The sequence below is a fragment of the Paucibacter sp. XJ19-41 genome, from assembly GCF_028462495.1.
In the GTDB taxonomy this organism is placed as follows: domain Bacteria; phylum Pseudomonadota; class Gammaproteobacteria; order Burkholderiales; family Burkholderiaceae_C; genus Roseateles_E.
In genome coordinates, this window is sequence record NZ_JAQOWX010000002.1 from 94,779 (window position 1) to 114,997 (window position 20,219).

A 20,219-nucleotide genomic window follows, 5' to 3' on the forward strand; every position below is an offset into this window, starting at 1 on the left:
TTCCCGATGCCGCTCGCTCGCTACGCCTGTGATCCTCTGAGCAGCCGTGGCCGGCGTTTCGCCGAGCCGCCGGCCCCGACACGCAGCGAGTACCAGCGCGACCGTGACCGCATCGTCCACAGCACCGCATTCCGGCGCCTGGTCTACAAGACCCAGGTCTTCCTGAACCACGAGGGCGATCTGTTCCGTACCCGGCTGACGCATTCGCTGGAGGTGGCGCAGCTGGGCCGCTCGATCGCCCGCACCTTGCTGCTGGATGAGGATCTGGTCGAGGCGATCGCGCTGGCTCACGATCTGGGCCACACGCCTTTCGGACATGCGGGCCAGGACGTGCTGGACGCATGCATGCGCGGGCACGGCGGCTTTGAACACAATCTGCAGAGTTTGCGCGTGGTCGACCAGCTGGAGCAGCGCTACCCGGCCTTCGACGGGCTCAACCTGAGCTTCGAGACCCGCGAGGGCATTCTGAAACATTGCAGCAAGCGCAATGCGCAACTGCTCGAGGCGGCAGAGCCCGGCGGTGTGGCGGCGCGCTTTCTCTGCGGCCAGCAGCCCGGCCTCGAAGCCCAGCTCTGCAATCTGGCCGACGAGGTGGCCTACAACGCCCACGACATCGATGACGGGGTGCGCTCCGGGCTGATCGAGCTGGAGCAGTTGGAAGAGGTGCCGCTGGTGCAGCGCTATCTGCGCCAGGCGATGGCCGAGTTTCCGCATCTCAAGGGAAAACGGCTGCTGTTCGAAACCATACGCCGCATGCTGTCGGAGCAGGTCTACGACATCATCAAGGCCAGCCAGGCGGCCTTGGATGCGGTGGCGCCAGCCGACGTCGATGCGGTGCGCGTGCAGCCGCCGCTGCTGTGCTTCAGCCCCGAGATGCGCGCCGCCAGCACCGAGCTCAAGCGCTTTCTCTTCGCCAAGCTCTACCGCCACCCCCAGGTGCAGGACACGCGGCTGCGCGCCGAACAGGTGCTGCGAGAGCTGTTCGAGATCTACATCAACGACAGCCGCCAGCTGCCCGCCGAGTACACGCAGACCGAGGATGCGCACCGCGCCTGCGCCGACTACATCGCCGGGATGACCGACCGCTTTGCACTGCGCGAGCACCAGCGCCTGACCGGCAAGCAGCTGTTCTGATCTTCCCTTCATACCTTCATAATGGGGTCAGGTTCAATTAAAGCCCGATCCCATGGCCCGACTTCCCCGCCTGGTGCTGCCCGGCCAGCCCCACCACATCATTCAGCGCGGCAACAACCGCCAGGCCATCTTCGTCGATGACAAGGACCGGCAGCACTTCCTCGCCACCTTGCGGGAGTGTGCGCTGACCCATCAGGTTGCCATCCATGCCTATGTGCTGATGGACAACCATGTGCACTTGCTCGCCACACCACAGCAGCTGGATGGCCTGAGCCGCATGATGCAGTCGCTGGGGCGGCGCTATGTGGGCTGGTTCAACCATCGTCATGGTCGCAGCGGCACGCTGTGGGAAGGGCGCTTCCGGGCGGCGCTGATCGAGGGCGAGCGCCATCTGCTGGCCTGCGCGCGCTATATCGAGCTCAATCCGCTGCGGGCCGGCATGGCGGTGGATGCTGGCGCCTACCCCTGGTCCAGCTGCGCCCACCATCTGGGGCGCCGCCGCGATCCTTTGGTCACCGAACATCCGATGTACTGGGCGCTGGGCAACACGCCTTTCGAGCGCGAGGCGGCCTACCGTGAACTGCTGGAGCAGGGCCTCAGCGCCGAGGAAGTCGGGGCACTGACGGCCTCAGCCCTGAAGGGCTGGCCGCTCGGCTCGGCAAGTTTCTTGCAAGGGCTTGCCGCACAGGTCGACCGCCCGACGGCGCCCCGAAGCCGAGGGCGCCCGCGCAAGCGTGTTGATGACTCTGTCCCTAATTAATTGGGGATGTTTGATTCGATGGGTTTTAAATCGAGTCTGACCCTATTTAATCGGACTTGATGGTTTTGCTGCGGCGCAGTACGCTTCGCGCCATTGCTGATAGCGTGGAGAGAGCCATGACCAAGGCCACAGAGTTGCAACAAGCCGAGATCCAAGACCTGGCCGAACATGGCTTGTATCGCCCGTCGAACGAAAAGGACGCTTGCGGCCTCGGTTTCGTCGCCCATATCAAGGGGCTGAAGGCCCACTCCATCGTTCAGCAAGGTCTGAAGATCCTTGAGAACCTCGACCATCGCGGTGCCGTCGGCGCCGACAAGCTGATGGGCGATGGCGCCGGCATCCTGATCCAGATCCCGGACGACTACTACCGCGCCGAGATGGCCCAGCAGGGCATCACCTTGCCGCCCCCGGGCGAGTACGGCGTCGGCATGGTGTTCCTGCCCAAGGAGCATGCCTCGCGTCTGGCCTGCGAGCAGGAGCTGGCCCGCGCGATCAAGGCCGAGGGCCAGGTCTTGCTGGGCTGGCGCGATGTGCCGGTGAACCGCGAGATGCCGATGTCGCCGACGGTGCGCGAGAAGGAACCCATCATCCGGCAGATCTTCATCGGCCGCGGCACCGATGTGATCGTGCCCGACGCGCTGGAGCGCAAGCTCTATGTGATCCGCAAGACCGCGTCGAGCGCGATCCAGGCGCTGAAGCTGACCCACAGCCGCGAGTACTACGTGCCCAGCATGAGCTGCCGCACCGTGATCTACAAGGGCCTGCTGCTGGCCGACCAGGTGGGCAGCTATTACAAGGACCTGGCCGACCCGCGCGTGGTCTCGGCCATCGCGCTGGTGCACCAGCGCTTCTCGACCAACACCTTCCCCGAATGGCCGCTGGCTCACCCGTATCGCATGGTCGCCCACAACGGCGAGATCAACACCGTCAAGGGCAACTTCAACTGGATGCGGGCCCGCGAGGGCGTGATGAAGTCGCCGGTGCTGGGTGAGGATCTGAAGAAGCTCTACCCGATCAGCTTCGAGCACCAGTCCGACACCGCCACCTTCGACAACGCGATCGAGCTGCTGACGATGAGCGGTTATCCGCTGGCGCATGCGGCGATGATGATGATCCCGGAGGCCTGGGAACAGCACGAGCTGATGGACCCGCGCCGCCGCGCCTTCTACGAGTACCACGCGGCGATGATGGAGCCCTGGGACGGCCCGGCCGCGATGGTCTTCACCGACGGCCGCCAGGTCTGCGCCGCACTGGATCGCAATGGCCTGCGCCCCGCCCGCTACTGGGTCACCGATGACGATCTGGTCATCCTTGCCTCGGAGTCTGGCGTGCTGCCGATTGCCGAGGGCAAGGTGGTCAAGAAGTGGCGTCTGCAGCCGGGCAAGATGTTCCTGATCGACCTGGAGCAGGGCCGCATCGTTGATGACGAGGAGCTGAAGAACCAGTACGCCAACGCGCGGCCCTACCGCCAGTGGATCGACAACGTCCGCGTCAAGCTCGACGACATCGAAGTGACCGAGGTCAAGCCTGTGGTCTTCGAGACGCCGCTGCTGGAGCGCCAACAGGCTTTCGGTTTCACGCAGGAAGACATCAAGTTCCTGATGGCGCCTATGGCCACCAACGGCGAGGAAGGCATAGGCTCGATGGGCAACGACTCGCCGCTGGCGGTGCTGTCGAGCAAGAACAAGCCGCTGTACAACTATTTCAAGCAGCTGTTCGCCCAGGTCACGAACCCGCCGATCGACCCGATCCGCGAGAACATCGTGATGAGCCTGAACAGCTTTGTCGGCCCCAAGCCCAATCTGCTGGACATCAATGCGGTGAACCCGCCGATGCGGCTGGAAGTCTCGCAGCCCATCCTGGACTTCAAGGACATGGCGCGCCTGCGCGGCATCGAGTCGCACACCAACGGCAAGTTCAAGTCCTACGAGCTGGACATCACCTACCCGCTGGCCTGGGGTCATGAAGGTGTCGAAGCCCAGCTGGCCTCGCTGTGCGCTTCAGCCCAGGACGCGATCCGCAGCGGCCACAACATCCTGATCATCTCGGACCGGCACCTGAGCGCCAGCCGTGTCGCCATCCCTGCGCTGCTGGCCCTGTCCGCCGTGCACCACCATCTGGTGCGCGAAGGCCTGCGCACGACCGCCGGCCTGGTGGTCGAAACCGGCACGGCCCGCGAGGTCCATCACTTCGCCGTGCTGGCCGGTTTCGGGGCCGAGGCCGTCCACCCCTATCTGGCGCTGGAAACGCTCAGCAGCATGCATGCCGAGCTGCCCGGCAATCTGAGCGCCGACAAGGCCATCTACAACTACATCAAGGCGGTCGGCAAGGGCCTGTCGAAGATCATGTCCAAGATGGGCATCTCGACGTACATGTCCTACTGCGGTGCGCAGATCTTCGAGGCCATCGGCTTGAAGAAGGACTTCGTCGAGAAGTACTTCCGCGGGACCGCCACCCAGGTCGGTGGCATCGGCGTGTTCGAGGTGGCCGAGGAATCGATCCGTCTGCACAAGGCCGCCTTCGGCGACGACCCTGTGCTGGAAACCATGCTGGACGCCGGCGGCGAGTACGCCTGGCGCGCCCGCGGTGAAGAGCATATGTGGACGCCCGACGCGATCGCCAAGCTGCAGCACAGCGCGCGCTCCGGCAAGTTCGAGACCTACAAGGAATACGCGCAGCTGATCAATGACCAGAGCAAGCGCCACATGACCCTGCGCGGCTTGTTCGAGTTCAAGATTGATCCGAGCAAGGCGATCCCGCTGGACGAGGTGGAGCCCGCAGCCGAGATCGTCAAGCGCTTCGCCACCGGTGCGATGTCGCTGGGCTCGATCAGCACCGAGGCCCATGCGACCCTAGCCGTCGCGATGAACCGCATCGGCGGCAAGAGCAATACCGGCGAGGGCGGCGAAGATCCGGCCCGCTACCGCAATGAGCTCAAGGGCATCAAGATCACAGCCGGCACCAAGGTCAGCGATGTGATCGGCAACAAGGTCATCGCGGTCGACTACGAGTTGAAGGAAGGCGACAGCCTGCGCTCCAAGATCAAGCAGGTCGCGTCCGGCCGCTTCGGCGTCACGACCGAGTACCTGGTCAGCGCCGACCAGATCCAGATCAAGATGGCCCAAGGTGCCAAGCCCGGCGAAGGCGGCCAGCTGCCCGGCGGCAAGGTGACCGACTACATCGGCATGCTGCGCTACTCGGTGCCCGGCGTCGGCCTGATCTCGCCGCCGCCGCACCATGACATCTATTCGATCGAGGATCTGGCCCAGCTGATCCACGATCTGAAGAACGTCAACCCGCGCGCCGATGTGTCGGTCAAGCTGGTGTCCGAAGTCGGTGTCGGCACGATCGCGACCGGCGTGGCCAAGGCCAAGGCCGACCATATCGTGATCGCCGGCCATGACGGCGNCCGAAGTCGGTGTCGGCACGATCGCGACCGGCGTGGCCAAGGCCAAGGCCGACCATATCGTGATCGCCGGCCATGACGGCGGCACCGGCGCCTCGCCCTGGAGTTCGATCAAGCATTGCGGCACGCCCTGGGAGCTGGGCCTGGCCGAGGCGCAGCAGACCCTGGTGCTGAACCGCCTGCGCGGCCGTGTGCGGGTGCAGGCCGATGGCCAGATGAAGACCGGCCGCGACGTCGTGATCGGTGCGCTCTTGGGCGCCGACGAGTTCGGCTTCGCGACCGCGCCGCTGGTGGCTGAGGGCTGCATCATGATGCGCAAATGCCATCTGAACACCTGCCCGGTCGGCGTGGCCACGCAGGACCCGCTGCTGCGCGCCAAGTTCACCGGCAAGCCCGAGCATGTCGTCAACTATTTCTTCTTCGTCGCCGAGGAAGCGCGCCAGATCATGGCTCAGCTGGGTCTACGCAAGTTCGACGAACTGATCGGCCGCAGCGACCTGCTGGACACCAAGAAAGGCATCACGCACTGGAAGGCCAAGGGCCTGGACTTCGCCCGCGTGTTCCACCGGCCGGTGATGCCGCCCGAGGTGGCCCGCATCCACAATGACACGCAGGACCACGGCCTGGACCGCGCACTGGACGTCAAGCTGATCGAGAAGTGCCTGCCCGCCTTCGAGCGCGGCGAGAAGGTGCAGTTCATGCAGCAGGTCAGCAATGTGCGCCGCACCGTGGGCGCGATGCTGTCCGGCGAGCTGATCCGCCGCAAGCCCGAGGGCCTGCCCGACCAGACCATCTTCATCCAGATGGAGGGCACCGGCGGCCAAAGCTTCGGTGCCTTCCTGGCCCAGGGCATCACCTTCTATCTGATCGGTGATGCCAACGACTACACCGGCAAGGGCCTGTCCGGCGGCCGCGTTGTCGTGCGCCCCAGCATCGATTTCCGTGGCGACGCCACCAAGAACATCATCGTCGGCAACACCGTGCTCTACGGCGCGACCCGTGGCGAGGCCTTCTTCCGCGGGGTGGCCGGCGAGCGCTTCGCAGTGCGGCTATCGGGCGCCTCGGCGGTGGTCGAGGGCACCGGCGACCATGGCTGCGAGTACATGACCGGCGGCACCGTTGTCGTGCTCGGCAAGACCGGCCGCAATTTCGCGGCCGGCATGAGCGGCGGCATCGCCTATGTCTATGACGAGGACGGCCAGTTCGCCGGCCGCTGCAACCCGGCCATGGTGGCGCTGGACAAGGTGCTGCCGGCCGCCGAGCAGGAAGCCACACTGGAGCGCGCGGTCTGGCACCACCTGGCCGGGTCCGAGCAGCAGACCGACGAGGCCATCCTGAAGAAGATGATCGAGGATCACCACCGCTGGACCGGCAGCCAGCGCGCCCGCGACATCCTCGACCACTGGGCCGCCTCGCGTGCCAAGTTCGTCAAGGTCTTCCCGCACGAGTACCGCCGTGCGCTGGGCGAGATCCATGCAGCCAAGGAGGCTGCCGACACCATTGCTCATGCCAAGGCGCCTGCGTCGGCTGCAAAGGTTTAATTAATTCACTTGCGGGACAGACCGCCCGAGCATCGCGAGTAGCTCTGTCCCCAACTGACTGGAAGAATCATGGGAAAAGTCACCGGCTTCATGGAGTATGAGCGTCTGGAAGAGGGCTATGAGCCCGTCGCCACGCGCGTCAAGGGCTACAAGGAATTCGTCATCGGCCTGAATGCCGACCAGGCCAAGATCCAGAGCGCGCGCTGCATGGACTGCGGCACGCCCTTCTGCAACAGCGGCTGCCCGGTCAACAACATCATTCCGGACTTCAATGATCTGGTGTATCGCGGCGATTGGAAAAACGCCATCACCGTGCTGCACTCGACCAACAACTTCCCGGAGTTCACCGGCCGCATCTGCCCCGCGCCCTGCGAGGCGGCCTGCACGCTGAACGTCAATGACGATGCGGTGGGCATCAAGTCCATCGAGCACGCCATCATCGACCGCGCCTGGGAAGAGGACTGGGTCAAGCCCCAGCCGCCCAAGACCCGGACCGGCAAGACCGTGGCCGTGGTCGGCTCCGGCCCGGCCGGCCTGGCGGCGGCCCAGCAGCTGGCACGCGCCGGCCATGCGGTGACTGTGTTCGAGAAGAACGACCGCGTCGGCGGTCTGCTGCGCTACGGCATCCCGGACTTCAAGATGGAAAAGTCGCATATCGACCGCCGTGTCAAGCAGATGGAGGCCGAGGGCGTGGTGTTCCGCACCGGTGTGCTGGTGGCCGAGCTGCCGGCCGACAGCAAGATCACCAACTGGGCCAAGGAAAGCATCAGCCCGGACGAGCTGAAGAGCCAGTTCGACGCGGTGCTGCTGGCCGGCGGCGCCGAGACCTCGCGCGATCTGCCGGTGCCGGGCCGCGAGCTGGCGGGCATCCATTACGCGATGGAATTCCTGCCGCAGCAGAACAAGGTCAATGCCGGCGACAAGCTCAAGGGCCAGATCCGCGCCGACGGCAAGCATGTGATCGTGATCGGCGGCGGCGACACCGGCAGCGATTGCGTGGGCACGAGCAACCGCCACGGTGCCAAAAGCGTCACCCAGTTCGAGCTGATGCCCCAGCCTCCCGAGGTCGAGGACCGCCCGCTGACCTGGCCTTACTGGCCGATCAAGCTGCGCACCTCGTCCAGCCACGAAGAAGGCTGCGAGCGCGAGTTTGCGATCGCCACCAAGGAGTTCCTGGGCGAGAAAGGCAAAGTCACCGGCGTGAAGACCGTGCGCGTTGAGTGGCAGGGCGGCAAGATGGTTGAGGTGGCCGGCTCCGAGCAGGTGCTGAAGGCCGATCTGGTCTTCCTGGCGATGGGTTTCGTCGCCCCGGTCGCGACCGTGCTGGACGCCTTCGGCGTGGCCAAGGACAACCGCGGCAACGCCAAGGCCACGGTCGATTTCACCGGCGGCTACCAGACCAATGTGCCCAAGGTCTTTGCTGCCGGCGATATGCGCCGCGGCCAGAGCCTGGTCGTCTGGGCCATCCGCGAAGGCCGCCAGGCGGCTCGGGCGGTGGATGAGTTTCTGATGGGGGAGAGCGAGTTGCCGCGCTGAGCCAGCCATGAGCCAGTCAGAAGCCACCTTCGGGTGGCTTTTTTCTTGGCTTGCCTGCTTTCAGTTGTCTGCAACATCGGGATTCGATACCGCCCCGGTAGCAGTTTCTTACGACTGCGCACCACTTGTCAGCGGTCGCTGTCCGTCCATCGAGAAGGGCTGGCAAGTTGTGCGCTATTTCACATCATGCTTCGACCTGGCTGCTGACAATGCGAACAAGCAAGCGGTATAGGGCCGTCTTCCAATCCTTTATCGGAGCCTCGCAGCACTATGAACAAGGACCTTTGCATGTCACCGCGTCGAACTCTGCTGGTTGCCCGATTCCGGCGCGGGTTCACCCTGGTCGAGGTCATGGTGGTCGTGGCCATCATCGGGATCCTGGCTTCGGTAGCGATACCCGCCTATCAAGACTATGTACGCCGCGGGCAGTTGCCGGACGCGTTCGCATCCCTGGCGGACTACCGGGTCAAGATGGAACAGTACTATCAGGACAATCGCCGCTACGGAACAGCGGCCTGCGCCGATGGAGCCGACGCACCGGCTTGGAATTCCTTCAAGCCGAGTGGTAGTGGGTATTTCACCTTTGCTTGCGAGCTCAGCGGAACCCAGGCCTACAAACTCACGGCGACGGGCGCAAAAGGCGCGGCAAAAGGCCATGCCTACACCCTGAATCAGGACAATGCGAAGGTAACCACCTCGTTCAAGGGCGAGAGCAGCAGCAAGGCCTGCTGGTTGCTCAAAGGGGATGAGTGCTGATGGACGCCCTGCGCACTTCCAAGGCGTCAAGCCAGCGCGGCTTGACCCTGATCGAGCTGGTCGTCGTGCTGACCTTGATTGGCTTGTCTATGGCCGTGCTGGTGCCCGAAGCGGGGGCCTGGATTCGTAACCTGTCGGTTCGTAATGCGGGCGAGTCGGTGCGCGCAGGCATTGAAAAAGCCCGGCTGGAAGCGCTGCGACGTAATGCGCCGATGAGTTTCTGGCTGGTCTCCGACACATCAAAAGCACTGTCGGACGGGTGCTCCCTGTCCGGCACCGGTCCTTCCTGGGTTGTCAGCGGCAGCAGCCCGGCAGGCAAATGCGGCGCGGCGGTGTCTGAGACCGTTGATCCGCAACTGGTGGACAAGTGGTCGGCGGCTGATGGTTCCAGTGGCGTGGAGTTGAAAGCGGTCGATGAGGCAGGTGCTGCCGTTTCCAGCGTGACCTTCAACAGCCTCGGTCAGGCGGTGGCCGGAGGCTCGCAAATTGTGCGCATCGATGTCTCGCACAGCACCTCGGGCGCACGCGCGCTACGTGTGGTGATTCAGGCGGGTGGTTCGGTTCGCTTGTGCGACCCGGCCGCATCCGGTGACGATCCACGCCGGTGCTGAGGAGGCAACAGAAATGAACAGTTCAAAAGTTGCAAGCAGACGATGCATGGCGAGGGCCTCACGAGGGGTCGCCATGATTGAAGCGCTGGTTGGGATTCTTATTTTTGCCTTCGGCGTGATGGGTCTGATCGGCCTGCAGGCGTCGATGACCAAGGCGCAGACCGGGGCGAAGTTCAGGGCCGATGCCGCCAACCTCAGTAACGAACTGATTGGCGTCATGTGGAGCGACGCGGCCGGCAATCTGGGGAAGTACGCCAGCGCAAGTTGCGATACGCACGCGCCGTGCAAAGACTGGGCCGGCAAGCTTGACCAACGGCTACCCGCCGCGACGTCGGTGGTGGTGGTTGACGCGCCGAGCGGTGCGGTCAGCATCACCATCGAATGGACGCAGCCCGGGGAGGGCAAGCATCGTTATCAGACCTCCGCAATGGTGCAGCTATGAACAGCATGACGAACTCGCGCATGGCTTCCATCGGAAAGCCTCTCCGAGGTTTCTCGCTGATCGAGGTGATTGTCGGTATGGCAATCGGCCTGCTTTGTACGCTGGTGATCGCCACCGTGCTGAGCTCCGTCGAAGGGCAACGCCGCGGCACAACACAAGGGTCCGACGCGCAGGTGAACGGCACGCTTGCGCTTTACTCGGTGCAGCGCGAAGTGGCCATGGCCGGCTATGGTTTCGCCAGTGAGGCGCCTGCGGTGGGTTGCACGCTGCAGGCGATGTACAACAACGCGGCGGTCACGGCATTGCCGCCAAGACTGGCCCCGGTGATGATCACCCAGGGCGCCGATGGTCGCAGCGATACGCTGCGGGTGCTGGCCAGTTCCAAGTTCATCGACGGCAATGCCGCGACGCGTCATGACATCGGCTATACCGTCCCCACTCGAGTCCTCTCGACTTATGATCCGAACGACCTCGGACCGACGCGGGCCTATCAATACCAGGTTTCGTCCCTGCTGAGCATTGTTCAGGGCGATCTGATGGTGGCCGTCATCGATGCGGCCACCCCTTGCGGGCTCTTTCAGGTGACCGGCGTGCAGGACCATGCGACCATGGGGCGTCTGGTGCTTCGCGCCGACGATTCGCCGAAATGGAATGCTCCGCGTCATCCGGCCCAGGTGGCCAACAACGGTGCGTTCCTGGTCAATCTCGGCCGCGTCTCGGATGTTTCGTTTACCGTGGATGCCAATCAGCGCTTGATGCGCAGCGAACTCAACACCCGCTCCATGAGCCGCATCGAGAACGCGGTGCAGAGCAATATCGTGCTGCTCAAAGCCATGTACGGGCGCGACACCGACGGCAATCTGACGGTCGATACCTATGACTACACCACTCCGACCACCAATGCCGGCTGGCTGAGCGTGCTCACCGTGCGCTTGGTCGTGGTGGCTCGCAGCGCGCAGTACGAGAAAGACAAGGTCACGACCAAGGCACCGCAATGGGATGTGGGCGCCTCGGCGAGTGTCAGCGGGGCGGTGGCCTGCGGGACGAGCAAGTGTGTCGAACTCAAGGTCGACACGCAGGACGACTGGGAGCACTACCGCTACCAGATTTTTGACACCGTCATTCCCTTGCGCAACCAGCGCTGGAAAGCGGGAGGTTCCTGATGAAACAGCTGAAGAAGACGGGCGCCCAGCGCGGCATGGCCTTGATCTTTGCGATGGTGGCTCTGATCGCGCTGACGGTGGGTGCTGTGGCCCTGATCCGATCAGTGGATTCCGGCGTGCTGGCCTTGGGCAATCTTGCTTTCAAGCAGAGCGGCGTGACGGCCGGCGCGAGTGCGACCGAGGCGGCCATGGCCTATCTGCAAGCCAATCTGGGCAGCGGCGAACTGAATTCGAACCAGCCCAAGCACGGTTACTACGCCACTCAGATGGCCTCACTGGATGTGACCGGGCGCACGGCAGGCACGGCCAATGTGCTGGCCATGGTGGATTGGAACGGTGATAACTGCAAGATCAACGGCAAGGAAGTCGGGGCAGCCACCTGCACCACCAAGCCATCGACGGCCATCAATGTGGGTGGTGACCAGGTGAGCTACATCATCACGCGGCTGTGCCGAGACGCGACCGCACCCTCGGCGACCGAGTGCGCGACGCCGGTCACGCAAACCAGCACGCAGGCCATGGGCCGCGGCGCGCTGGACTATGGCAGCCCCGAGCAACTGGGCGTCGCCAGCTACAGCCCCTACTACCGCATCATCACGCGCACCGTGGGCCCCAAGGGCACCGTCAGCTTCACCGAAACCTTGGTGCACTTCTAAAGTGGCCAAGCCTTTATTGTCTGGAGTTGCCATGCAATCCCGAACGCTCAAATCATTCGCCTCCGCCTCCAAGTACCTGCTGCTCGCCGGCTCGGCCGCCAGCATGTTGGGACTTGTCCATGCGGTCCCCACCGAGGTGGCCAGCGCCCCCCTGATCACCGCCTCGGGCACCCCCGTCAAGCCCAATCTGATGTTCATCCTCGATGACTCGGGCAGTATGGCGGCCGAGTATCTGCCCGAGGTCGCGAGTTTCGGCAACACCAAGTATGGCGGGCCATCGGCCCAGTGCAATGGCCTGGCCTACAACCCGGCTACAACGTACGCGCCGCCCTTGAACCATCTTGGCGTGTCGATTGGCGACGCTTCGTTGGACAAAGCCTTTCCGGCCGCGACGGCCCTCAGCGGCACGCATCGCGCTGCCACGCCGTCGCCGCTGGCCATTGCGGCGGCCGGGGACATCATCACGCTGCAGGTGCCCAGTGCTGGCGGCAGCAGTTACGACACTGGCGACGAGGTCACCATCTACAGCGACACCAGCCCCACCCAATGGATGACCGGCGTCGTGGTCTCCTGGGCCAAACCTACGCTGAAGGTCAAGATCAGCGCTAGCCGGTCCATGGCCAGCGGCAGCCTGGTCGGTGTTCGCGTGGTCAGGGCACTGCCCGCGTCCAACGTGTACTACACCTATAGCGGCAGCCAGCCTGCGCTGTCCTATACCTACGGGGAATTTGGTGCTGTGAGTAAAGACAGCACTTTCTACAAAGAGTGCAACAGCAATATCGGTAATACCCCCGGGAAAACGGTGTTCACTGCGGTCAGCGTCGATCTCACCTACGCGAACCTGAAGAACTACGCCAACTGGCGGGCCTATTACAGCAACCGCATGCTGATGATGAAGACCGTGGTGTCCCAGGCCTTCAAGGACATTAATCAGAAATTCCGCATCGGTTTCTCGACTATCAGCAACAAGGAGGCCACCGAGTCCACGAACAAGAAGTTTCTGCACATCCGTGATTTCGACGCCGACCAGAAGGAAAAGTTCTACGCCTCGCTGATGGCAGCGCCCACCAGCGGCTACACGCCGCTGCGAGGCGCCCTGTCCAATGCCGGCCGCTACTACGCTCGCAAGGCACCGGGTCAGGGCACGGAGGACCCGGTTCAGTATTCCTGCCAGAAGAACTACGCCCTCCTGTCATCCGACGGCGCCTGGAACTCCGACAACGAATCCGACAACTACGGCCCCTTCGGGTTGGAGTCTGCAAACGGGAAGCCGGTGAAGGTCGGTGACCAGGACGGCGAAGCTGCGACGCCCATGAAAGATCACAGCCCTTATGCCAATTCCTTGGCCGATGTGGCCATGTATTTCTACAACACCGATCTGCGCAGCGACAAATGGAGTAACTGCAGCGGTTCCATCACCGATGTCGGCGTCTGTCAGGACACGGCGCTTGACCCGGCGACCGGAAAGCCCCAGCACCCGATCCAGCGCATGAATACCTTCACGCTGAGCCTGGGGCAGAATGGCACGCTGACCTACGACAAGAACTACGAGACCCAGCGCACCGGTGACTTTGCGCAACTCAAGGACGGGCACAAGAAGTGGCCCTCGCCCGATAATGATGCCGCGCGTGTGGACGACCTGTGGCATGCCGCCGTCAACGGCCGCGGCGTCTTCTTCAATGCCGCAGACCCCAAGGGCGTCACCGACGGGCTCACTTCGGCGCTGGATAAGATGAATGAGATCCCCGCCTCCGGCGCCGCTGCCGCCACCAGCACCTTGCGCCCGAGCAAGGGCGACAACCAAGTCTTCATTGCGCGCTACACATCCGGCGTTTGGACCGGCGATGTGCGGGCCTACAAGATCGACCCCACGACCGGTGTGCCCAATATTGTTCAGGATCCGAAGGACCCCAAGAACGACAATGCCGACTGGAGTGCGGCCAAGCAACTCGACAAGAGGGAGACACGGAGAATCCTGTTCCGCGCGTCAGGCGGCGCGCTCGAAGAGTTTGACTATGACCGGCTCTCGGCCGCACAAAAGGCAATGTTCGACGGTCGCTGCAGCAGCGCTCCGGTGCTCACGCAGTGCGCGAAGCTGGACACCGGCAAGAAGGACATCGCCAACAACGGCAAGACACTGGTGAACTATCTGCGCGGGGTCGAACAGCCCAATGTGTTCCGCAGCCGCACCAGCAAGCTGGGCGATATGGTGGGCTCGTCCCCGGCCTTTGTCGGCAAGCCGCCGATGAAGTACAAGGACGACGGCTATGCCGCTTACCAAAGCAAGCCCGAGGTGAGTGGCCGCAAGCCTGTGGTGTACGTCGGGGCCAATGACGGCATGTTGCACGCCTTCGACGCGGCGACCGGCGAGGAGCTGTGGGCCTATATTCCAGGGCAGGTGATGGGCAATCTCTACAAGCTCGCCGATGCCGACTATGGCGAGCAGCACCAGTTCTATGTCGACGGTGCGCCGGTGGTGGCCGATGTGCAGGGCAGCGATGGCGCCTGGCGCACGGTGCTGGTGGCGGGCCTCGGGGCTGGTGGGGCGGGTTACTTTGCGCTCGATGTGACAAACCCGGAGAAGCCGGTTTCGCTGTGGGAGTTCACCGAGCCCGGCAAGCTGGGCTTGAGCGTCGCGACGCCGCTGGTGACCAAGCACAAGAACACCTGGGTGGTGGCGGTGACCTCGGGGCTCAACAACAGCGACGGTTACGGTTATCTGTTCATGTTCGACGTGATCAAGGGGCCGGGCGAGTTCCGCAAGACCATCGCAACCGCTGCATTCGATCCCACGCTGCCGGAAGGCATGGGCCCGGCCAATGCCTGGGTGGAGGCTATGGACGACAACACGGCCGTGCGTTTCTACGCCGGCGATATGCAAGGCCGGGTCTGGCGTTTCGACCCGGAGGCGGGCACGGCCTTCCAACTGGCGCAGCTGACCCTGGGCGGCAAGGTGCAGCCGATCACGACACAGCCGCAACTGGCCTTGGTCAACTACAAGGGTTTCAAGACCGCCGTTGTCTATATCGGAACCGGTCGTTTGCTGGCGCAAGGCGATATCGGGCAGGCAAAGCTCGGAACCCAGACGGTCTACGGCATCAGGGATGACTTGAGCGCCGTCCCGCTGGGCGATGTGCGCAACAACGGCGCGCTGGTGGGGCAGACCTTGACCACCTCGGGGAGCACCCGCACGGCCAGCGGCAATCCGGTGGACTGGACCAAGAAGAGCGGCTGGTACGTCGACCTGCCCGATACGGGAGAGCGGGTCAATGTCGACATGCTCTTGCAATTCAACACCCTGACGGCGGTTTCCAATGTGCCGACCTCGGTGGCGTCCTGCTCCGCCGGAGGGTATGCCTGGATCTACTACTTCGACATTGCCAATGGCTCGAACACGGGCAACAACGTCGCGACCAAGGTCGAGGACTCGATGGTGGTAGGCCTCAGCGCCTTTGTGCTTGAGGACGGGCGCAACGGCGTGATCATCAACAAGTCCCTCAAGGACCCGAGCAGCCAGATCCTGCCAACCCCGACCGCCGCTTTCAGCGGAGGTCGTCGGACATCCTGGCGTGAACTCGTGGACCGGTGATAGGGGTTTGTCGAGGGCGTGGTCGTACCTGATCGTCGCGGCGCTCTCGATCCTTGCGCATCTCTGGGTGTTGCAACTGAGTTGGCGGGGCGAGCCGACCCCCCAGGTGACCGGCTCGCGTTCAATGACGATGCGTCTCGTGGCCTTGCCGACGAGGCCGCCCGCAGTGATCGCGGCGAATCAGGTGGCAGTGTCTGACGCAGAGCCTGCGCAGATAGATCTGGTGCCCCCCCCCGAGCCGGTTCCCGAGGCGGTTGTGCAGTCTGGCGAGCCGGACGCAGACCTTGGTTGGGCGGCCTATGTGCCTCGTCCCGAACTCAGCGCTCCGCCGCAGGCGCAACAGCCCGTGCTGCTGGCCTGGCCCGACTTTCGGGGCGATCAAAGCCTCTATACACTGCTGCTGGTGCTCTATATTGACGAGCAGGGGCTGGTCAGGCGCATCGATATCGAAGACAGCGATGCGCCGCCGGTCTTTCAGGACGCCGCCCGCCAGGCTTTCTCGGGCGTTAGCTTTCTGCCCGGGCAGCGCGATGGCGTGCCGGTCAAATCCCGGGTTCATATCGAGGTGAGCTTCGAGCAACCGATGCCGGAGCCGGGCCCGTCTCGGGGCTTGAAGCCTTGAAACCGGGGCCGTCGGGCGCCTGGCGACGTGCCGTCAGTGTTTCCCCTATCATGTCGGCTTTATGGATGCTGGGGCGCAGCCCTTACTCGATAGGCGTATGCCCCCAAGCCACACCTCGGAATCATTGATCAGCACTCCGCTCGTTGAGTTGCGCGACGTCAGCTGCGGCTACGGCGACCGGATCATCCTGGAGCGCGTCAATCTGCGGGTGCCGCGTGGCAAGGTGCTGGCGCTGATCGGCACTTCGGGCGGGGGCAAGACGACGGTGCTGCGCTTGCTGGGTCGGCAGATCAAGCCGATCTCGGGCCAGGTGCTGTTTGACGGCCAGGATCTGGCGGGCTTGGATCAGGACCAGCTGTATGCGGTGCGCCGGCGCATGGGCATGCTATTCCAGTTCGGCGCGCTGTTTACCGATCTGTCGGTGTTCGAGAACGTCGCCTTTCCGCTGCGCGAGCACACCCGGCTGCCCGAAGCGATGATCCGCGATCTGGTGCTGATGAAGCTCAATGCGGTGGGGCTGCGCGGCTCGCGCGATCTGATGCCCTCCGAGGTGTCAGGTGGGATGGCCCGGCGGGTGGCATTGGCGCGGGCGATCGCGCTGGACCCCGATCTGGTGCTCTATGACGAGCCCTTCGCCGGGCTGGATCCGATCTCGCTGGGCGTCGCGGCGCGGCTGATCCGCGACCTCAACGACGCACTGGGACTGACCAGCATCATCGTGTCGCATGATCTGCATGAGACTTTTGCGATTGCGGACCAGGTGGCGATGATTGCCAACGGCCGTGTCGTGGCCCAGGGCACGCCGGAGGAACTGCGGCGCAGCGAGGATCCGCTGGTGCAGCAGTTTGTCGGCGCCCAGCCCGATGGCCCGGTGCATTTCCACCAGCCGGCGGTGCCGGTGGGCGAAGATTTTGGTGTCGGAGGTCGGCGATGATTTTTGCCCCTGTCGGGCGTGCGGTGCGCTTGTCGCTGGCCGATATCGGCGCCAGCGCCCGCCTGTTCTTCCTGTTGCTGGCGCGCAGCCCGCAGGCCTTGCTGCGCTTTTCGCTGGTGCGCGAGCAGGTGTTCTTCCTGGGCAACCGCTCGCTGTCCATCATCGGCGTGTCGGGCCTGTTCGTCGGCTTCGTGCTGGCCTTGCAGGGCTACTACACCTTGCAGCGTTATGGCTCAGCCGAGGCGGTGGGCCTGCTGGTGGCGCTGAGCCTGGTGCGCGAGCTGGGCCCGGTGGTGACGGCGCTGCTGTTCGCCGGCCGTGCCGGCACCTCACTGACGGCCGAGATCGGCCTGATGAAGGCCGGCGAGCAATTGACGGCGATGGAGATGATGGCCGTGGACCCGGTCAAGCGGGTGCTGGCGCCGCGCTTCTGGGGCGGCGTGATCGCGATGCCATTGTTGGCGGCGGTGTTCTCGGCGGTGGGCATCATCGGCGGCTGGCTGGTGGCGGTGCCGCTGATCGGCATCGATGCCGGCGCCTTCTGGTCGCAGATGCAGGGCGGGGTCGATGTCTGGGCCGATGTCGGCAACGGCGTGGTCAAGAGCCTGGTGTTCGGCGTGACGGTCAGCTTTGTCGCGCTGCTGCAGGGCTATACCTGCAAGCCGACGCCCGAGGGCGTTTCCCAGGCCACCACCCGTACCGTGGTGGTCTCGTCGCTGGCGGTCTTGGCACTGGACTTTGTGCTGACGGCCTTGATGTTTTCGATTTGATTCTGGAGAGATGGGCATGCAATCTCGTCGCGATGCGTGGGTGGGTTTTTTCGTGCTGCTGGGGGCCGCGGCCCTGCTGTTCCTGGCGCTGAAGGCTGGCAATCTGCTGAGCCTGAACTTTGATGAGACCTACCAGGTGACGGCCCGCTTTGACAATATCGGTGGTCTCAAGCCCCGCGCGGCCGTCAAGAGCGCCGGTGTCGTGATCGGCCGGGTCGAATCCATCGAGTTCGATGACAAGACCTTTCAGGCCCGCGTTATTCTGAATCTGCACAAGAATGTGGCTTTTCCAAAGGACAGTTCGGCCAAGATCCTGACCTCGGGTCTGCTGGGCGAGCAGTACATCGGCCTGGAGCCGGGTGCGGAGGAGAAAAACCTGGTTGCCGGCGACCGCATCTCGCAGACGCAGTCGGCCGTTGTGCTTGAGAACCTGATCGGCCAGTTCATCAATAACAAGGCGGCCGATATGGGCAGTGCTGCTGGAGAGAAGCAATGAACAAATCCCATGCCGGCCCGTCCTGGCGTCGGCTGGCTCTGCTGGGTGTGATGGCCTTGAGCCTGGGCGGCTGCGCTAGCCTCAAGGGGCCGGGCTCGCCCGGCCAGAAGCTCGATCCCTGGGAGAACTGGAACCGCAAGGTCTTCGGCTTCAACGAGAAGATCGACGAGAACGTCCTCAAGCCCGTGGCCACCGCCTACAGCGAAGTCGTGCCGGCGCCGGCCAGACTGGGCGTGGACAATTTCTTCGGGAATGTCGCCGATGCCTGGTCGGCGGTGAACCTGTTCTTGCAAGGGCGCCTGAAGACAGGCGTGCTGCAGACCATGCGTTTTGCGGTCAACACCACGCTGGGCTTTGGTGGCGTGCTGGACATCGGCACCGAAGTCGGGCTGGAGCGCCACAGCGAGGACCTGGGCAAGACCTTCGGCCGCTGGGGCACCGGCACCGGCGCCTATATCGTCTGGCCCTTGTTGGGTCCTTCGTCGGTGCGCGACTCGTTTGCGCTTCCTTTCGACCGGCGCGCCAGCCCGGCGCTGCTGCTCGACTCCGGCAATGCGCAGTTCGGCATCACCGTTCTGCAAGCCGTCAATGCGCGCTCGAATTTCCTGCGCGCCGGTGAGATGCTGGACGGTATCGCACTGGACAAGTACACCTTTATCCGCGACGCCTACCTGACCCGGCGCGGCAGCTTCGAGGAAGATGGCGGCGACGAGTACGAGGTCATCAGCCCGGAGCCGCCGAGCGACCCTCAGGCCGGGCGTTGAATCCCTGAATCAAGAAGGACCCCCATCGATGAATGCAAACAAACGTGGCCTGATGCGCACCCTGCTGGCCCTGGGCTTTGCCGCCGTGAGCGCGCTGCCGCTGGCGGCGCGAGCGGCCGACGCCAGTGCCGCCGACACGCTGATCCGCCAGCTCTCGCTGGAGACCATCGAGGCCGTCAAGGCCGACAAGGCGATACAGGCCGGTGATGTGCAGAAGATCATCGCCCTGGTCGACGCCAAGGTGATGCCGCACATCAACTTCCAGCGCATGACGGCCTTGGCCGTCGGCCGCTTCTGGCGCCAGGCCACGCCCGAGCAGCAAAAGCGCCTGCAGGACGAGTTCAAGATCCTGCTGGTGCGCACCTATGCCGGTGCGCTGACCCAGGTCAAGGACCAGACCATCGCGTTGCGCCCGCTGCGCGCCAGCCCGGACGACACCGAGGTGGTGGTGCGCACCGAGGTGCGTGGCCGCGGCGACCCGATTCAGCTGGACTACCGGCTCGAGAAGGCCGGCAATGTCTGGCGCATTTACGACGTCAATGTGCTGGGCATCTGGCTGGCCGATCAGTATCGCAACAGCTTTGCGCAGGAGATTGGCGCCAACGGCATCGACGGCCTGATCAAGACCCTGGCCGAGCGCAACCAGAAGGCGGCGGCCGCTCCGGCCGCCAAGTCCTGAGTCGATGCCGGCCTCGATGCTGAAGCTGCCCGAGTCGGTGCGGCTTGATGAGGCGCCCCAGCTCTGGGCGCATCTGCAGTCCGGCCTACAGGCCGAGGCGGCCCAGGTGGGCAATGCGGCGGGCAAGGCTGTGCAGCTCAATGCCGGCGAGCTGCGCCATTTCGACTCCGCCGCGCTGACCCTGCTGCTCGGCGCGGCGCGGCTCTGTACCCAGCAGGGCTTGAGCCTGCAGATCCATAATGCACCCGACAAGCTGCAGGAGCTGGCTCGGGTCTACGGCGTGACCGAGCTGCTCTGGCCGGTGGCGTCCTGACTAGCAGGCTGTTGAAATTCGCCGCATTTGAGACCGGCCCTCACCGA

17 protein-coding genes and 1 pseudogene are annotated in these 20,219 nt (G+C 64.1%); all 18 read left to right on the top strand.

What is annotated here, in order from left to right; all coding sequences use genetic code 11:
- The first annotated feature begins 6 nt into the window (after nt 1-6).
- Entirely contained in the window at nt 7-1,134 is a 1,128-nt protein-coding gene (locus PO768_RS01295) for a deoxyguanosinetriphosphate triphosphohydrolase (protein WP_272644546.1), read from the top strand.
- Between the two features lie 52 nt (nt 1,135-1,186).
- Nucleotides 1,187-1,894, top strand: a complete 708-nt coding sequence (locus PO768_RS01300; protein ID WP_272644547.1) for an REP-associated tyrosine transposase — start codon at nt 1,187-1,189, stop codon at nt 1,892-1,894.
- A 116-nt stretch (nt 1,895-2,010) separates the two neighbouring features.
- Nucleotides 2,011-6,841, top strand: a pseudogene (locus PO768_RS01305) (glutamate synthase-related protein).
- 69 nt (nt 6,842-6,910) lie between these two features.
- The gene (locus PO768_RS01310) at nt 6,911-8,377 is read left to right on the top strand and encodes a glutamate synthase subunit beta (protein WP_272644548.1); all 1,467 of its coding nucleotides are present in this window, start codon (nt 6,911-6,913) and stop codon (nt 8,375-8,377) included.
- A 7-nt stretch (nt 8,378-8,384) separates the two neighbouring features.
- On the top strand, nt 8,385-8,609 hold the full coding sequence (locus tag PO768_RS01315) for a hypothetical protein (RefSeq protein WP_272644549.1): 225 nt from the start codon (nt 8,385-8,387) through the stop codon (nt 8,607-8,609).
- A gap of 38 nt (nt 8,610-8,647) precedes the next feature.
- Nucleotides 8,648-9,133 carry a type IV pilin protein gene (locus tag PO768_RS01320; RefSeq protein WP_272644550.1) on the top strand — a complete coding sequence of 162 codons (486 nt, stop codon included), beginning with the start codon at nt 8,648-8,650 and terminating at the stop codon, nt 9,131-9,133.
- Nucleotides 9,133-9,744 carry a GspH/FimT family pseudopilin gene (locus PO768_RS01325; RefSeq protein WP_272644551.1) on the top strand — a complete coding sequence of 204 codons (612 nt, stop codon included), beginning with the start codon at nt 9,133-9,135 and terminating at the stop codon, nt 9,742-9,744. Before PO768_RS01320 ends, PO768_RS01325 begins: the two co-directional genes overlap by 1 nt.
- A gap of 73 nt (nt 9,745-9,817) precedes the next feature.
- On the top strand, nt 9,818-10,186 hold the full coding sequence (locus PO768_RS01330) for a type IV pilus modification PilV family protein (protein ID WP_272644552.1): 369 nt from the start codon (nt 9,818-9,820) through the stop codon (nt 10,184-10,186).
- Complete coding sequence (locus tag PO768_RS01335; protein WP_272644553.1) at nt 10,183-11,349, top strand: PilW family protein; 1,167 nt, start codon at nt 10,183-10,185, stop codon at nt 11,347-11,349. Before PO768_RS01330 ends, PO768_RS01335 begins: the two co-directional genes overlap by 4 nt.
- Complete coding sequence (locus tag PO768_RS01340) at nt 11,349-12,005, top strand: pilus assembly PilX family protein (RefSeq protein ID WP_272644554.1); 657 nt, start codon at nt 11,349-11,351, stop codon at nt 12,003-12,005. The genes PO768_RS01335 and PO768_RS01340 overlap by 1 nt, the downstream gene beginning before the upstream one ends.
- Before the next feature lie 31 nt (nt 12,006-12,036).
- A complete protein-coding gene (locus PO768_RS01345; protein WP_272644555.1) occupies nt 12,037-15,594 on the top strand; it encodes a pilus assembly protein in 3,558 nt (1,185 codons plus the stop codon).
- Nucleotides 15,575-16,216, top strand: coding sequence for an energy transducer TonB (locus tag PO768_RS01350; protein WP_272644556.1), 642 nt, complete (start codon nt 15,575-15,577; stop codon nt 16,214-16,216). Before PO768_RS01345 ends, PO768_RS01350 begins: the two co-directional genes overlap by 20 nt.
- A 124-nt stretch (nt 16,217-16,340) precedes the next feature.
- Entirely contained in the window at nt 16,341-17,150 is an 810-nt protein-coding gene (locus PO768_RS01355) for an ABC transporter ATP-binding protein (protein WP_272644557.1), read from the top strand.
- The gene (gene mlaE, locus PO768_RS01360; protein WP_272644558.1) at nt 17,147-17,920 is read left to right on the top strand and encodes a lipid asymmetry maintenance ABC transporter permease subunit MlaE; all 774 of its coding nucleotides are present in this window, start codon (nt 17,147-17,149) and stop codon (nt 17,918-17,920) included. Before PO768_RS01355 ends, mlaE begins: the two co-directional genes overlap by 4 nt.
- A gap of 16 nt (nt 17,921-17,936) precedes the next feature.
- Entirely contained in the window at nt 17,937-18,416 is a 480-nt protein-coding gene (gene mlaD, locus PO768_RS01365; RefSeq protein ID WP_272644559.1) for an outer membrane lipid asymmetry maintenance protein MlaD, read from the top strand.
- Nucleotides 18,413-19,180: an MlaA family lipoprotein gene (locus PO768_RS01370; protein ID WP_272644560.1), complete on the top strand. Its 768-nt coding sequence runs from the start codon at nt 18,413-18,415 to the stop codon at nt 19,178-19,180. The genes mlaD and PO768_RS01370 overlap by 4 nt, the downstream gene beginning before the upstream one ends.
- Before the next feature lie 28 nt (nt 19,181-19,208).
- The gene (locus tag PO768_RS01375; RefSeq protein WP_272644561.1) at nt 19,209-19,859 is read left to right on the top strand and encodes an MlaC/ttg2D family ABC transporter substrate-binding protein; all 651 of its coding nucleotides are present in this window, start codon (nt 19,209-19,211) and stop codon (nt 19,857-19,859) included.
- Nucleotides 19,860-19,875: 16 nt separating this feature from the next.
- Nucleotides 19,876-20,172 carry an STAS domain-containing protein gene (locus PO768_RS01380; protein WP_272644562.1) on the top strand — a complete coding sequence of 99 codons (297 nt, stop codon included), beginning with the start codon at nt 19,876-19,878 and terminating at the stop codon, nt 20,170-20,172.
- Nucleotides 20,173-20,219: the final 47 nt, after the last annotated feature.